This window comes from Microterricola pindariensis (genome assembly GCF_002936985.1).
GTDB lineage: Bacteria > Actinomycetota > Actinomycetes > Actinomycetales > Microbacteriaceae > Microterricola > Microterricola pindariensis.
This window is the reverse complement of sequence record NZ_MPZN01000005.1, coordinates 98,323-112,849: the sequence shown is the minus strand read 5'-3', so window position 1 is coordinate 112,849 and position 14,527 is coordinate 98,323. Positions and strand designations below refer to the sequence as shown.

The 14,527-nt window shown below is 71.1% G+C and carries 13 protein-coding genes; 7 read left to right on the top strand and 6 right to left on the bottom strand.

Translation table 11 applies throughout. The annotated features are described in order from the left end of the window. The coding region (locus GY24_RS03090) for a DEAD/DEAH box helicase (protein WP_104474308.1) at positions 1-1,352 on the bottom strand (1,352 nt) is incomplete at its 3' end. A 487-nt stretch (positions 1,353-1,839) separates the two neighbouring features. Between GY24_RS03090 and GY24_RS03085 the strand changes: the two genes are divergently transcribed. The 3 genes from GY24_RS03085 (at position 1,840) to GY24_RS03075 (ending at position 5,523) form a co-directional block, all read left to right on the top strand. Beyond that, a complete protein-coding gene (locus GY24_RS03085; RefSeq protein WP_104474307.1) occupies positions 1,840-2,406 on the top strand; it encodes an OsmC family protein in 567 nt (188 codons plus the stop codon). 153 nt (positions 2,407-2,559) lie between these two features. Then, on the top strand, positions 2,560-4,857 hold the full coding sequence (locus tag GY24_RS03080; protein WP_104474306.1) for a HelD family protein: 2,298 nt from the start codon (positions 2,560-2,562) through the stop codon (positions 4,855-4,857). 213 nt (positions 4,858-5,070) lie between these two features. Further along, complete coding sequence (locus GY24_RS03075; protein WP_233279164.1) at positions 5,071-5,523, top strand: EVE domain-containing protein; 453 nt, start codon at positions 5,071-5,073, stop codon at positions 5,521-5,523. Here GY24_RS03075 and GY24_RS03070 read toward each other — a convergent pair. Further along, positions 5,495-6,001: a hypothetical protein gene (locus GY24_RS03070; protein ID WP_104474304.1), complete on the bottom strand. Its 507-nt coding sequence runs from the start codon at positions 5,999-6,001 to the stop codon at positions 5,495-5,497. The genes GY24_RS03075 and GY24_RS03070 overlap by 29 nt on opposite strands. A 91-nt stretch (positions 6,002-6,092) precedes the next feature. Here GY24_RS03070 and GY24_RS03065 point away from each other — a divergent pair, with 91 nt between their 5' ends. Then, positions 6,093-7,382 (top strand): hypothetical protein, encoded by a 1,290-nt coding sequence (locus GY24_RS03065; RefSeq protein WP_104474303.1) that lies wholly within the window; start codon positions 6,093-6,095, stop codon positions 7,380-7,382. Positions 7,383-7,660: 278 nt separating this feature from the next. On the opposite strand, the gene GY24_RS03060 is transcribed toward GY24_RS03065, so the two are convergent. The 4 genes from GY24_RS03060 to GY24_RS03045 form a co-directional block, all read right to left on the bottom strand. Next, a complete protein-coding gene (locus GY24_RS03060; protein ID WP_104474302.1) occupies positions 7,661-8,473 on the bottom strand; it encodes an ABC transporter permease in 813 nt (270 codons plus the stop codon). A 7-nt stretch (positions 8,474-8,480) separates the two neighbouring features. Next, complete coding sequence (locus GY24_RS03055) at positions 8,481-9,308, bottom strand: ABC transporter permease (RefSeq protein ID WP_104474301.1); 828 nt, start codon at positions 9,306-9,308, stop codon at positions 8,481-8,483. A 69-nt stretch (positions 9,309-9,377) separates the two neighbouring features. Then, positions 9,378-10,586 (bottom strand): extracellular solute-binding protein, encoded by a 1,209-nt coding sequence (locus GY24_RS03050; protein ID WP_233279163.1) that lies wholly within the window; start codon positions 10,584-10,586, stop codon positions 9,378-9,380. Between the two features lie 104 nt (positions 10,587-10,690). Beyond that, a complete protein-coding gene (locus GY24_RS03045; protein ID WP_233279162.1) occupies positions 10,691-11,686 on the bottom strand; it encodes an ABC transporter ATP-binding protein in 996 nt (331 codons plus the stop codon). Between the two features lie 303 nt (positions 11,687-11,989). On the opposite strand from GY24_RS03045, the gene GY24_RS03040 reads away from it, so the two are divergent. The 3 genes from GY24_RS03040 (at position 11,990) to GY24_RS03030 (ending at position 14,194) form a co-directional block, all read left to right on the top strand. Beyond that, positions 11,990-12,715, top strand: coding sequence for a FadR/GntR family transcriptional regulator (locus GY24_RS03040; protein ID WP_083363016.1), 726 nt, complete (start codon positions 11,990-11,992; stop codon positions 12,713-12,715). A 77-nt stretch (positions 12,716-12,792) separates the two neighbouring features. After that, a complete protein-coding gene (locus GY24_RS03035; RefSeq protein WP_104474298.1) occupies positions 12,793-13,494 on the top strand; it encodes a cache domain-containing protein in 702 nt (233 codons plus the stop codon). Positions 13,495-13,615: 121 nt separating this feature from the next. Beyond that, the gene (locus tag GY24_RS03030; protein ID WP_233279161.1) at positions 13,616-14,194 is read left to right on the top strand and encodes a hypothetical protein; all 579 of its coding nucleotides are present in this window, start codon (positions 13,616-13,618) and stop codon (positions 14,192-14,194) included. Positions 14,195-14,527 lie beyond the last annotated feature (333 nt).

Below are 14,527 nucleotides of genomic sequence, written 5' to 3'. Positions count from 1 at the left end.
GGGCGGCCGGAGCGGTCGCGACGTGCGCGACCCTCGCCAGAGCCCGAACCGCCGCGCCCGGCGACGTCGCCGCCGTCGCGCAGTGCGCGCTTGCGCTGGGCGTTGGCGCCCTGCGAGCGACCGCCGCCACCCTGCTGCTGGCCGCGCGAGGCGTCAACCGGGAGCGGCTTGACGTACGCGGCGACCTCGCCGACCAGTGCGGTCACGGCCGGGGAATTCGGGGTGACGCTCTGCACGTCGACCTTGATGTCGGCCTTGCGCATGAGCTGCTGCAGGTCGCGCTTCTGGCCGGGGATGATGACGGTGACGACATCGCCCTCGCTGCCGGCACGGGCCGTGCGGCCCGAGCGGTGCAGGTACGCCTTGTGCTCCATGGGCGGGTCCACGTGCACGACGAGCTCCACGTTGTCCACGTGCACGCCGCGGGCCGCGACATCCGTGGCCACGAGCACGCGGGCGGTGCCGTCCGAGAATGCGGCCAGGTTGCGGTCGCGCTGCGGCTGGGAGAGGTTGCCGTGCAGGTCGACGGAGGGGATGCCCTGCTCGGTGAGCTTCTTGGCCAGCTTCTTGGCGTGGTGCTTGGTGCGCATGAAGAGGATGCGGCGGCCGGTGCCGGAGGCGAGCGTCTTGATGAGCTCGTTCTTGGCGTCGACGTCGGAGACCTCGAAGACGTGGTGGGTCATCGCGGCGACGGGGGAGTTGGCCTCGTCGACCGAGTGCAGAACCTCGTTGTGCAGGAACTGCTTGACCAGCTTGTCCACGCCGTTGTCGAGCGTGGCGGAGAACAGCAGGCGCTGGCCGTTGTTCGGGGTCTTGTTCAGGATGCGGGTGACGACCGGCAGGAAGCCGAGGTCGGCCATGTGGTCGGCCTCGTCGAGCACGGTGATCTCGACGGCGTCCAGCGTGACGAAGCCCTGCTTCATCAGGTCCTCGAGGCGGCCGGGGCAGGCCACGACGATGTCGACGCCGTCGCGGAGCGCCGCCACCTGGCGGGCCTGCGAGATGCCGCCGAAGATGGTGGTGGTCTTCAGGTTGTAGGCGTCGGCCAGCGGTGCCAGCGTCGCGGTGATCTGTGTGGCCAGCTCGCGGGTCGGGGCGAGGATCAGGCCGAGCGGGCGACCCGGGCGGCGCTTGCCGCCGGAGAGCACGCCGCCGAGGCGGGCGACCATGGGCAGCGCGAACGCGATGGTCTTGCCGGAGCCGGTCTTTCCGCGGCCGAGCACGTCGCGCCCGGCGAGGGTGTCCGGCAGGGTGTCGGCCTGGATCGGGAACGGCTCGGTCTTGCCGTCGGCCGCGAGAACGGCGACGAGCGGGGCCGGGAGGCCGAGTGAAGCGAAGGTAGTTTCAGACAAAGTGATGCCTTTCGGGGCAGACCCCGCTGCGAGCGGCGCGCGGGCGCACCGGTATCTCGGTCGGATTCCTGGGCTGCCCGGCTGCGCATGTGCACTGTGCAGGGCAATCCACGCGACCGACGATCGGGGATAAATGGCGAAGGTGCCGGTGGGCACATCCGTTCGCCGTATGAAGAGTCAAATGATGATGCGCGAGCACTGCTGTCACTCAGCACAGCTCGGCACATCGAAAGAAAGCGTTCTACGACGCAAGGAGGGCGTCAACGCACTCACAAGTTCCACAATTCTAGCACAAGCGGGCAGAAGGCCCGATTGGGGGCCGACCCGCGGGGCCTCCGGCGGGCCGAATGACGCCGGATGACGCCGTATGCCGCAGCGTGACGCGGCCCCCTGTCGCATCCGTCGGCCCGGCCCTAGCGTCGCAGCAGCGGCACTGCAGAGGGCAGGCCGCGTCGTATCCCGCCCCGTTGAATTCGAAGGAGACGCCATGAGCGCCGACGCAGCAGCCCTGTCCACCACCCCCGCCGTCCCGACGATCACGGCGGAGGCCCGCCAGGAGCGCCTCACCGCCGTGGCCACGAACTGGGTGGCGACGATCGCCGAGCAGCCGGCGAAGGCACAACTGCGCTTCACCGCGAGCGGGGAGGGCGTCGGCTCGGTGGGCACCACGATCCGCACCGGCAAGCACACCTTCCAGATCGACGAGCCGGCCGGGCTCGGCGGCGACAACGCGGCGGCCAACCCGGTCGAGGTGGCGCTGGCGGCGATCATCGCCTGTCAGGTGGTCAGCTACCGGGTGTGGGCGCTGAACCTCGGCGTCGTGCTCGACACGATCGAGGCCAGCGCAGAGGGCGACCTCGACGTGCGGGGCTTCTTCGGCCTGGACGACACGGTGCGCCCCGGCTTCACCGCGGTGCGCGTCACCGTGAACGTGAGCGGGCCGGAATCCGAGGCGCGCTACCGCGAGCTGCACGCCGCCGTCGATGCGCACTGCCCGGTGCTCGACCTCTTCGCCAACCCGACCCCGGTGCAGACCACGCTCGTCGTCGACTAAACCCGCCGGCTCAGGCCCGGCCCGCCACGCTCCGACGGTATCGCCGGCCGGCGGCGCGCCCGGAACGCCCCGCACCCGCCAGCGGCCACACTCCACTCAGCTTCTCGGCCCCCGAGAAGGCGTAGACTTTCGGGCCGGAGAAAGTGGGGTCGTGTGCCGTCATCGGAACTCGAACGGGAGCGCGCCGTCGTCGCGTCGTTTTACCGTCGTCTTGACCAGTTGCGTGCCGAAGTCGAGGAGCGCCTCGTCGCCGTGCAGCGCGGCAACGTCGGCAGCAATCACCAGGCGCGCAGCGAGCGCGACTCCTTCGCCCGGCTGCACGAGGACAACCTCGCCCAGCTGAACGAGGTCGACGCCCGCATCGCCTTCGGCCGCCTGCAGGTGGCCGGCGACGCCCCCGGCGCCGACGCCCTCCACTACATCGGCCGCATCGGCCTCCGTGACACCGACCAGTCCACGATGCTGTTGGACTGGCGGGCCCCGCAGGCCGGCGCCTTCTACCAGGCGACCGCGGCGCACCCGCTCGGCGTGCGCGCCCGGCGCCACCTCACCATGCGCGAGCGCGAGCTCACCCGCGTCGACGACGAGGTGCTCGACGCCGCCCTGCTCGAGGAGCTGCGCGCGGATGCCGCGGGCGGCACCCCCGGCGTCGCCGCGGCATCCGGGACCCTGCAGGGCGAGGGCGCCCTGCTGGCCGCGCTGACCGCCGAGCGCACCGGTCACATGCACGACATCGTCGCCACCATCCAGGGCGAGCAAGACCGCATCATCCGTTCCGAGATGCGCGGCGCCCTCGTCGTGCAAGGCGGGCCGGGCACCGGCAAGACTGCCGTCGCGCTGCACCGCGCCGCCTTCCTGATCTACGCCAACCGCGAGCGGCTGAAGTCGGCCGGTGTGCTCGTCGTCGGCCCGAGCGCCGCCTTCGTGCACTACATCGAGGCGGTGCTGCCCTCCCTCGGCGAGACCGGCGTCGTCATGCGCACCCTGGGCTCCCTGTTCCCTGGCGTCGAGGCCGACGCCGACGACGCCCCGGCAACGGCCGCGCTCAAGGGCCGGCTCGAGATGTCCGGCCTGCTCTCCCGGGCCGTGCGCGGGCGGCAGCGCGTCCCAGCCGGCCCGGAGCAGGTCGAGGTGAACGGCGACACGATCACCGTCGCGCCGGAGCTGATCGCGGGCGCCATCCAGCGCGCCCAGCGCACCGGCAAGCCGCACAACGTCGCCCGCGTCACCTTCGTCAAGCACGCCATCGCCGAGCTGGCCACCCAGCTCGCCGAGCAGCTGGCGAAGAACGGCGCGGCGATCGACGACTCCGACGTCGCCGCCCTCCGCGAGGACCTGCGCGAGAGCCACGCCGTGCGCGTGCTGCTGAACACCGCCTGGCTGCCGCTGACCCCGGAGAAGCTCCTCGGCGACCTGTACTCCCGCCCGGAGTGGCTGGCCGAGCTGACGCCGCGCTGGTCGCCGGAGCGCCGCGCCCTGCTGCACCGCCCCCGCTCCGCCCCGATGACGGTCAGCGACGTGGCCCTGCTCGACGAGGCGGCCGAGCTGCTCGGCGACATGCCCGCCCGCCGCAGCGCCGCCGACAGGGAACGCGAGCGCCAGCGCGAGGCCGACATCGAGAACGCCCGCGCCGCGATCGCCAACATGGGCGTCGAGGGCATGGTCAGCGCCGAGCAGCTGGCCGACGGCTTCGCCGAGCGTGGCGAGCGCATGAGCGTGGCCGAGCGCGCGGCATCCGACCGCACCTGGACCTACGGCCACGTCGTCGTCGACGAGGCGCAGGAGCTCTCGCCGATGCAGTGGCGGATGCTGGTGCGCAAGTCGCCGATGCGCAGCTTCACGATCGTCGGCGACATCGCCCAGGTCAGCTCGGCGGCCGGCGCGCGCAGCTGGGCCGACGCCCTGCACGCCGGCTTCGGCGACCGCTGGCGGCTCGAGCAGCTGAGCGTCAACTACCGCACGCCGGCCCAGATCGCCCGGGCCGCCGAGGAGTTCGCCGCCGACGCCGGGCTGCCGATCACGCCGGCCCGCGCGGTGCGCGAGGGCGACTGGCCGATCGACACCGTGGTGGCCGGCGGCGGGCTCGCCCCGGCCGTCGTCGACGCCGTGCGCCGGGTGCGGGCGGATGCCGCGGGCGGCAACCTCGCCGTGATCGTGCCGGCCGCGGCGATCGACGAGATCGCCGACACCCTGCACGCCGCGCTGGATGCCGCCGGCACCCGCCCCGTCACCGGGCGGGGAGCCGCCGGGCTCGACCGGCCGGTCGCCGTGCTCACCGCCCGCGACGCGAAGGGCCTGGAGTTCGACGCCGTCGTGATCGGCGACCCGCGGGGGATCGTCGCGGAGTCCCCGCGTGGGGCTGCGGCGCTCTATGTTGCGGCGACCAGGCCCACCCAACGGCTGGCGATGGTCTACCCGAGCGGGGAGGAGCCCCTCACAGGCTTTGCCTGAGCCGAGGAAGTTTCGACATTCGGGCAGAATCGCCCGCGAATCGTCGCAGAAGCTGCGTCAAGGTGTGCGATTATTGCGCCACACGTTCGTCGCGAGATGCACGTTGGGGGCCCGGTGCGCTATTCGGGTTAGCTGCCCGGGCCCCACCCTCTCCCGCCCGGCTTCCGCCCTCGCGTGCCGCGGGATGTCTCACGGATGCGCCACAATCAAGCCATGGCAATTCGTTTCTGGCTCGGCGTGGTGCACCGCGAGCACGTGCTGCGCGGCGTCGAGCTCGGCATTGCCCAGCTCAACCACGGCTCCAAGCAGGCGGTCTCCCGGCTGCGCGAGGCCGACGGGCTGATCTACTACTCGCCCAAGGTGAGCGGGCCTGACGGCGCGGTGCTCCGCGAGTTCACCGCGATCGGGCGGGTGGCCGACGACTCCGTCTTCCAGGCCCCGGACGGCGCCGTGATGACCAACTCCTTCGGGGAGCCGTACCGGCCCTGGCGGAGGCGCGTCGACTACGACCCGTTCGCCGTGGCGACATCCATTCGCCCGCTGATCCCCGTGCTCGACTTCACCTCGGCCTCGCCGAACTGGGGGTTCCAGCTGCGGCGGGGCCTGATCGAGCTGAGCCGACACGACTACGAGCTGATCAAGGCGCAGATGCGGGCGGTGATCTGAGCGGCGCGGCGTCGAAGCTCCACGTCGGGGCCAGCTGGCGCAGCCGCAGGCCGCGCCACTGCCAGAACAGCCAGATCGGGTACCAGCTCGCGCCGGCCAGCCGCCCCCTGAAGCGCAGCCGGTCGCGGTAGAGGGTCCCGCCCGGCGTGGGGGAGACGGCCATGCGGTGGTCCCACTCGTGCAGCCCACGGCCGAGGCCGCCGCGCAGCCCGCCGGTGTCGCGCAGCATCCGCACCTCCCGCGGCAGGCCGCCCGGCCGACTGATGTCGACCGAGACGGTGCCGACCTGGACGGTGCGCAGCGCGAGCGCCCGCATCAGGTGCTCGCCGTTCGGCCACTGTGTGGGCAGCCCCTCCGGCTCGAGCGAGGCGAAATCCAGCCACGGCGAGGCGACCTCGCGCAGGCCGGCCGGGCTCTGCAGGGCATGCCAAGCGGCATCCGGCTCGCAGTCGAGCACGAGTTTCAGCTGCACGATCATTCGGCGAGGCTACGGGATGCCGGCCCGGCTAGCCAGCAGCGCTCAGCCGACCAACAGCTAGCGTCCACCCGCGCGCCCTAGGCTGGCAACTATGTCTGACTCGCTCTGGTGGCTGCCGTCGCTGTTGGTATTCGCCATTGCCGGGGCCATCGCAGTTTTCGGCATCGGCGCGCTGCGCCGGGCGAGCCTGCGCCGTGACGCCGCCACCGACTCGAGCCTGCTCGAACTGCAGCGCCGCGCCGGCGGGCTGCTCGTGCGCACCGACAACCGGGTGCAGGAGAGCGAGGACGAGCTCGGCTTCGCCCAGGCCCAGTTCGGGGACGCCGCCGTCATCGACTACCGCAACGCCATCGACACGGCCAGGCGGCGCCTGCGCGAGGCGTTCCTGCTGCAGCAGCGGCTGGATGACGCCGAGCCGGACACCGTCGACGAGCGCCGGCGCTGGAACACCCAGATCATCGAGCTGTGCACCTCGGCGGATGCCGCGCTCGCCGGCGAGGACGCCCGGTTCCGGGAGCGCCGCAGCACAGAGCGCAACGCCCCGCAGCAGCTCCTCGCGGTGCAGACGCAGCTCGCCGCGGCCGAGCTGCGTGCCGACGAGATCCGCGCCGTCAGCCAGAGCCTCTCCGCCCGCTTCGCCCCGTCGGCGCTCGACGCGCTGGAGCGGCACATCGACGACGCCAGCGAGCTGCTCGTGTCGGCGTCCGGCCTGCTCGAGGCGGCCTCGCTGCGCATACAGGGCGGCGGCGTCGAGCCCGTCGCCGACGTGCTCCGCTCGGCCCACGACGACGTGACCCGCTCCGGCGGCGCGCTGGCCGCGGCCGAGCTGGCCGCCGCCCGCATCGCCGCCGCCGAGACCGCCTCGGCCGGGCTCGCCGTGCAGCTGCAGGGGGCCATCGCCGAGGCCCGCGAGGTGCGCGACGGCCACGTCGACCCCGCGGCGGCCATCGCGCTGAACCTCTGCGTCGACCAGGCCGGCATGGCGCTGGCCGAGCACGCGCGCCTGGCCCGCTCCGGCGGCGTCAGCGCCGACCCCGTGGCCGACCTGGACGCGCTGCGCGCCGCGATCGACCGGCTGGACGCCGCGACATCCGCCGCCCGCGGCCAGCAGGACAGGCTCGAGCACGCCCGGATCGCACTCGGCGGCGCACTCGTGGCCGCCCGCAGCCACATCGCGGCCGCCCGCGACTGCATCGGGGCCCGGCGCGGCGTCGTGGGCGCCCCCGCGCGCACCCGGCTGGCCGAGGCCGAGCGCCAGCTGATGCTCGCCGAGGCGGAGTCCGACCCGGTCAGCGCCCTCGACATCGCCCGACGCGCGGTGCGCCATGCCGACGACGCCGAGGCCCTCGCCCGCTACGACGGTGAGATCCGCGGCATGTAGCGCGTAGCGAAGCTACGCGAGAGGCGGCAGCCCACACCCAGGCAACCTCAAAAACCGCGACCGACAGCAAACGCCCCGCGCCACCTCCGCTGCGCCCGACTGCCCTGCCCCGCGTCACCTCCGCTGCGTCCGACTGCCCTGCCCCGCGCCACTTCGTGCGCCTCCGCGCCACATCATCGGGCGCGGAGGCGCACAAAGTGGCGCACGCCAAAATGGCGCAGGGCGGCTGCCGCATGATGCGGCATCCGCCCTGCGCCAGAGCAGGAGCTTTCGGCGGCTCAGTCCCGGTCGGCCGGGTCGCGCGAGAGCCGCTGCGACACCCACACCGGGATGAACGAGGCCAGGATCACGACGGTCGCGACCACGTTCACCAGCGACGCCTCGTTCGGGCGGGCCATCTGGTTCATGATCCAGAGCGGCAGCGTGTCGACGCCGGGCGGCGCCGTGAAGATCGTCACGACGACCTCGTCGAAGCTGAGCGCGAAGGCGAGGATGCCGCCGGCGACGAACGCGCTGCGGAACTGCGGGAACGTGACCAGGCGGAACGTCTGCCACGGCGTCGCACCGAGGTCGCGCGAGGCTTCCTCGACGTTCGGGCTCAGCCGGCGCAGGCGCGCCAGCACGTTGTTGAACACCATGACGATACAGAAGGTGCCGTGCGCGATGATCATGCCGAAGTAGCCGACCTGGATGCCGATCGGCTCCAGGATCTGGTTGTAGGTGTTGTTCAGGGCGACACCGGTGACGACGCCGGGCAGCGCGATCGGCAGCACAACGAGCAGGTTCACCGACTGCTTGCCGAAGAACGTGAAGCGCTGCAGCGCGAACGCGACCAGGGTGCCGAGCACGAGGGCCACGGCAGTTGCGCCGAGGCCGACGATCACCGAGTTGAGGATGGCGGCGCGGATCGGCTCGCTGGTGAAGGCCTTGCCCCACCACTGCAGCGAGAAGTCCGTGACCGGCCACGTCGCGATGCGGGCCTCGTTGAAGGAATTGAACACGACGAGGAACAGCGGCACGTACATGAACGCGAGGGCGACGGCGACGATGGCGCCGAGGCCGATCTTTGCCGCAAGGGAGAGTCTGAGCATTTCGGCCTTACATCCGCTCGAGGGCGCCGGTGCGCTGCACACTGACGAGGTAAATGACGACGAAGGCGATCGGGACGAGCGCGAACGCGGCGGCGATCGGGGGGTTCAGGTTGATGTTGGAGGCGATGATGCTGCCGATCATCTGCGTCGAGCCGCCCACGAACTTGGCCACGATGTAGTCGCCGAGGCTGAGCGAGAAGGTGAAGATCGAGCCGGCGATGATGGCGGGCCTGATCAGCGGCAGCACGACGGTGCGGATGGTGTGCCAGGCGCCGGCGCCGAGGTCGGCCGAGGCGTCGAACAGGTTCGGCGGCAGCTGGCGGATCGCGGTGTACACGGGCACGGCCATGTAGGGCAGCCAGAGGTAGGTGAGGGTCAGGACGACGGTGAAGGCACTGAACCCTGGGCCGCTGATGCCGAACGGCGAGAGGGCCCAGTTGAAGAAGCCCTCCTCGGTGAAGGTGATGCGCATGGCGAGGATCTTGACCAGGTAGCCAGCCCAGAGGGGCAGGGTGATCGCGACGGCCAGCAGTGCGCGCATCTTGGGCCCGGCCACCTTGGCCATGAAGATGCCGAGCGGGATGGAGATGAGGATGCAGAGGATCGTCACGGCGAGGGCGATGCCCAGGGTGCGCATCGAGGTGCTGAAGTACGCGGGGTTCGCGATGATCTGTTCGAAGTTGCGCAGCGTGAAGCCGGGCTTCACCTTGGAGGTGAACGGATCGGTGATCCAGAACGCCGTCACGAGCAGCATGACGAGCGAGAAGATGTAGATGCCAATGAGCCAGAACATCGGCAGCGCGAGCAGGGCGCCCAGGTGCGCGCGGCGATTCATGGAGGGTCCGTTCGATCGATTACGGGGTGGGGCGGATGGGCGGGCCGGTCGGCCCGCCCATCCCGGTGCTTAGCTCTTGACGGTGAGCCAGGCGTCCGTCCACTGCTGGAAGTTGGTGCACGTGGCATCCGTGCGGCCGTCGATGCACTGCTCGATCGGCGTGGTCCAGAACCAGACCTTCTCGAAGTACTCCTCGTCAGTGGCGTTGAAGTAGTCGCAGTGCGCGGCTGCCTCGTCGTTGAGCGAGCAGAACGCGGCGTTGGCCGGGGCCATGCCGAAGTTCATGGCGATGGCGCCGTTCACCTCGGGCGAGCTGGTGTAGTCCATCCACGCGTAGGCGCAGTTGGGGCTCTTCGACTCGGCGCCGATCATCCAGGCGTCAGACCAGCCGGTCGAGCCCTCTGCGGGCAGAACGCTCTTGAACTTCTCGTCGCCGGTCAGCTTGCGCAGGATCTCCCACGAGGTTCCGAGGTTGGTGGTGCCGCCCATGAAGGAGGTGATCTGTGCGGCCGGGTCGGCCCAGTACTCGGAGACGATCTTGTTCTGCTGCTTGAGCAGCTTGATCGCGGCGTCGAGCTGGGTCTGGTCCAGGGCGTACGGGTTGGTGATGCCGAGCTCCGGCTGGTGCGCCATCAGGTAGACGGCGGCATCCGCGATGTAGATCGGTGCGTCATAGCCGATGATCTGGCCGGCGTAGGGGCTGTCGGCCTCCCAGGCGACGTCCCAGCTGGTGGGCGCCTCGGTGACGACCTCGCTGTTGTACTGCAGGATGTTGGCGCCGCGGCCGATCGGCACGCCGTAGGACTTGCCGTTGATCGTGTCGTAGATCTGGCCCTTCATGCCGGGCACGATGTCGTCGCCAAAGTTCGGCACGAGGTCGAGGTTGATCGGGGCGACGTCGCCGCCGGCGATCAGGCGCAGGCTGGCATCGCCGGATGCCGACACGAGGTCGTAGTCGCCGGTGCGCATGAGCTGCACCATCTCGTCGCTGGTTCCGGCGACGCGGCGGTTGACCGTGCAGCCGGTGTCGGCGGTGAACTGGTCGCTCCAGGCAGGCTCGACGAAGCCGCTCCACGCGACGATGTTGAGCTCCTTCTCCATGTCGCCCATCGCGGAGTGCATGGCAACATCGGGGACGTCGATGCTGAGGCCGCCGGTCGAACCGCTGCCTGCCGTGTCGTCGCCGGCGCTGCAGCCGGTGAGGACGAGTGCGGCTGCGGCGACGAACGCTGCCCCCGCGAGCATCTTGGGTCGCCCTGTGAACATCTTTGATCGCATGGAATCGCTCCTTCTAGTGAGTGAGTGGTGCTGTGGGTGCTGCAGTGGGTGCTGCTGTGTTGCTGTGGTGCTGGCTGTGGGGATGCCGGCCGCGGCGGCGCCGCTCAGGCGACGCGCGTCGCGTGATCGGCCGTCCAGCCGACGCGCACGCGGTCGCCCCGGCCGAATGCGGTCTCGGCGCTCGGGTGGTGGTCGTTGGCACGCTCGGCGGTGAGGCGCTGGCCGTCCTCGGTGTCGACGAGGAAGCGGGTGGTCGGGCCGGTGTAGACGGCCTCGGCGACCGTGCCGAGGAACGAGGTCTCGCCGGGGGCGGCCGCCGTGTCGGCCGCGCTCAGCCGCACCCGCTCCGGGCGCACGCTGACGAGCTCTGCGCCCGGCTCGGTTCCGCGGATCAGGTTGGAGAGGCCGAGGAAGCGCGCGACGAACTCGGTCTTCGGGAACTCGTAGACCTCGCGGGCGCTGCCGATCTGCTCGATCCGGCCGTTGTTGAACACGGCGACGCGGTCGCTCAGCGTCAGCGCCTCCTCCTGGTCGTGCGTGACGAATATGAAGGTGATGCCGACCTCGCGCTGGATCTGCTTGAGCTCGATCTGCATCTCCTCGCGCAGCTGCTTGTCGAGCGCGCCGAGCGGCTCGTCCAGCAGCAGCACCTGCGGGCGCATGATGAGGGCGCGGGCCAGCGCGATGCGCTGGCGCTGGCCGCCGGAGAGCTGGTGCGGCAGGCGGTCGGCGACGGCCGAGAGGCGCACCTGCTCGAGGGAGGCGCGCACCTGGGCCTCGCGGTCGGTGCGGTTGGTGCCGCCGACGCGCAAGCCGTAGCCGACGTTCTCGGCGATGGTCAGGTGCGGGAAGAGCGCGTAGTCCTGGAACACCGTGTTCACGGGCCGGGAGTGCGGCGGGGTCTGGGTGACGTCGGTGCCGCTCAGGTGGATGCTGCCGCTGGTGACGGTCTCGAAGCCCGCGATCATGCGCAGCACCGTGGTCTTGCCGGATCCGGACGGGCCGAGCATCGACAGGAACTCGCCGGGCTGCACCTCGAGGTCGAGCTGCTCCACCGCCGAGAACTCGCCGAAACGCTTCGCGACCTGACGGAGGGTCACCGTGCCTGGAAGGGACCGGGGGGAGTCCGAGACGGACGGGGCTTGCTGAGCGGACGCGCGCACTGTGCGGACTCCTTAGATCGGCGGTGAACTCAAAGGTGAGTGTTAACCTATAGAACCAGATGTCATATTTCAAGCTCGTTTCGGGGGCGTGTCGAGAATGCGTTGTTTGCGCGTGTTCGGTGTCAGAATTGAGCGGTGGACTCGCCGGAATCACGTGGACCCCGCGCGCTAGACGCGGGGCGCGATGGCTCGGGGGTTCAGAACGGGGGAGTCGTGGCAGAGCCGCAGGCTGATCGGTCGATGGTTCCGCGCCGTTTGGAGGGCGCGCTGTTCCAGTCGATCGGCGATGCCGGCCGTGCTGAGCTCGTCGAGCGCCGGCTTGCCGATGCCATCACCGGCGGGCTGCTCCGCGCAGGGGAGCGCCTGCCATCCGAGTCCGAGCTCGCGCGCACCTTCGGTGTCGCCCCGGCCACGGTACGGGAGTCGCTGCTCGGCCTCCGGGCCCGCGGGCTGGTCGTCACCCGGCGCGGGCGCAACGGCGGCAGTTTCGTGGCGGAGGGCGCCGACCCGATCAGCCATGCGCGCGAGTCGTTGCGCACTGCCTCGCGGCTGTCGCTGCGCGACCTCGGCGCCCACTACGCGGCGATCACCGCCGCCTGCGTGCGCCTCGCCGCCCGCCGTGCGGTGCCCTCGGAGGTGCAGGCGCTGCGCACCCGCTTCGACCGCCTCGACGAGGGCGACCTCGAGCAGTGGCGGCGCACCCTGGATGACGTGCAGATCGAGCTCGTGGCGCTCAGCCAGTCGGCCCGGCTGACACGGGAGCAGATGCGTCTGCAGGCCGAGATCTCGCCGCTGCTGCGGCTGGTCGACACCGTGAGCGAGCACCGCGGCACCGAGCGCGCGCTGCTCCTGGCCGTGATCGACGCCGTCGAGCGGGGCGATGCGCCGGGCGCCGTCGACGCCACAGAGCAGATGGTGGATGCCGTCATCGACGCGCTCATCGCGATCCAAGCGCAGACGGCGTGAGTTGGCAGGGAGCTCCCTTCTCTCGATAAGCTCCGACGATCACGGCTACGAGGCGGTGACGACGGGAGCGCGACGCCATGGTGACGACGACACATTCCACGGCCACCCGTGCGACCGAGATCGTGTCCGAATACTTCCGTGCCCCGATCAGCGTGCTGGAAGAGGCCGCACAGGTCCTCGGCGGCCAGCTCGCCGCGGCCAAGGGCTCGGGGGCGCTGACGGCCGCCCAGCTCGACCTGCTCGTCGAACCGCACGCCCACGCCGCGCTGGCCCTGGTCGAGGCGCGCGTCTACGGCGCGGGCTTCATCGCCGCCGTCGACCTGCTCACCGGCGCGCGCAACCACCTCTCCTGGTGGCAGGGCGATGACCGCGGCAAGCTCGTGCTCGCCGCCCAGTCGGTGAACAAGGAGTTCATCGACTACAGCGACTTCGAGTGGTTCCGGGTGCCGATGATGACGGGCGCCCCGCACGTCGCCGGGCCGCACGTCGACTACCTCTGCAGCGACGAGTACACGGTCACCGTCGCGGCCCCCGTTCACATCGACGGCGACTTCGTCGGCGTCGCCGGCCTCGACATGCTCATCGACTCGGTCGAGCGCCAGCTCCTGCCGCGCCTCAGCGCCCTCGGCGAGCCGGTGACGCTCGTCAACGGCGTCGGCCGGGTGGTGCTCTCCACGGACGCCGCGCACACCACCGGCGACGCGGTGCGCGGCGGCCGGCTCGCCGAGCTGGAGCGCGCCCGCTGCGGCGGCGTCGAGCTCGACATCATCGTCGGCTGAGCCCGCGCTGGTTGAGCCTGTCGAAACCCGGCAAGCACCGGTAACTGTCCACAGGTTGCCTTGGACTGGGCTGCCGCCTTTCGCGACGCTGCGCGTCGCGCGCGCATGCCACCATAGAACGGTGAGCACAGCCGACATCCCGCCCGCCCCCACCGCCCAGGCCAAGTACCAGGTGCGCTTCGACTGGGGCGTCGCCGGAGCCGCCCGCATCGCTCCGGGCGCCGACGTGGTCGTCTGGGTCGACGTCCTGGGCCCCGACCTCCAGCACACCGGCGGGCACGAGCGCAGCGGCATCCTCGACCTGCTCCCGACCGGCATCCCGGTGCTCGGCGCCGGATTCGCGACCGCGGCAGCCACCGCGCGCTGGATCACCGATCTGCAGCACCGGCTCGGCCGCCGCGCCATGATCGCGATCCTCGCCGCGGGGGAGCCGGAGCACGGCGCGGTGCGCTTCGCCGTCGAGGACCAGCTGGCCGCTGGCGCCGTCATCGACGCGCTGGCCACCCTCGGCACCGATTACTGCTCGCCGGAGGCCGCCGCCAGTTGCGCCGCCTTCACCGGGCTGCGCGGAGCGGTCGCCCACCTGCTGACGGCCAGCGCCTCGGCCCAGCAGCTCGTGGCGGCAGGCGTCGCCCCGGCGCTGATCCGCGCGGCAGGCGCACTGGACACCGAGGAGCAGGCGCTGCTGCTGCGCGGCTGAGCGTCCAAGGGCGGCTTCTGCCGTCATGCGGCGTGGTCGAAGCCGCGCTCGGCTCGACCTCCGAACCCTGCGGCGCCCAGGCGCGGTGCCGGCCTGACGCCGGACATCCCCGGGCGACGCCCGTCGTGTTGCCCTCCGAGTTGCAGCGGAGCCTCCCGGCCTGCGGGGCGGCACTGCACGCCTCTCTGCGGCCCGAGGGGTCGGTCTGCCAACCTCTGCGCCCACAGAAATGCCTGACCTGGGCCGTTTGTGCCGCATTCGGTCTGCGTGGCGTGCTCCCCGCCGCAGGTGTTTCCAGCGTGTAAAAGGTTCGGGAAATCGGTCAAGAACTCT

Excerpts from the sequence above, each read along its gene's own strand:
- GY24_RS03040 (WP_083363016.1), top strand. The coding sequence starts at position 11,990 with ATGGTTCCGCGCCGTTTGGAGGGCGCGCTGTTCCAGTCGATCGGCGAT.
- GY24_RS03055 (WP_104474301.1), bottom strand. The coding sequence starts at position 9,308 with ATGAATCGCCGCGCGCACCTGGGCGCCCTGCTCGCGCTGCCGATGTTC.
- GY24_RS03085 (WP_104474307.1), top strand. The coding sequence starts at position 1,840 with ATGAGCGCCGACGCAGCAGCCCTGTCCACCACCCCCGCCGTCCCGACG.
- GY24_RS03070 (WP_104474304.1), bottom strand. The coding sequence starts at position 6,001 with ATGATCGTGCAGCTGAAACTCGTGCTCGACTGCGAGCCGGATGCCGCT.
- GY24_RS03050 (WP_233279163.1), bottom strand. The coding sequence starts at position 10,586 with ATGCGATCAAAGATGTTCACAGGGCGACCCAAGATGCTCGCGGGGGCA.
- GY24_RS03065 (WP_104474303.1), top strand. The coding sequence starts at position 6,093 with ATGTCTGACTCGCTCTGGTGGCTGCCGTCGCTGTTGGTATTCGCCATT.
- GY24_RS03075 (WP_233279164.1), top strand. The coding sequence starts at position 5,071 with ATGGCAATTCGTTTCTGGCTCGGCGTGGTGCACCGCGAGCACGTGCTG.
- GY24_RS03035 (WP_104474298.1), top strand. The coding sequence starts at position 12,793 with ATGGTGACGACGACACATTCCACGGCCACCCGTGCGACCGAGATCGTG.
- GY24_RS03060 (WP_104474302.1), bottom strand. The coding sequence starts at position 8,473 with ATGCTCAGACTCTCCCTTGCGGCAAAGATCGGCCTCGGCGCCATCGTC.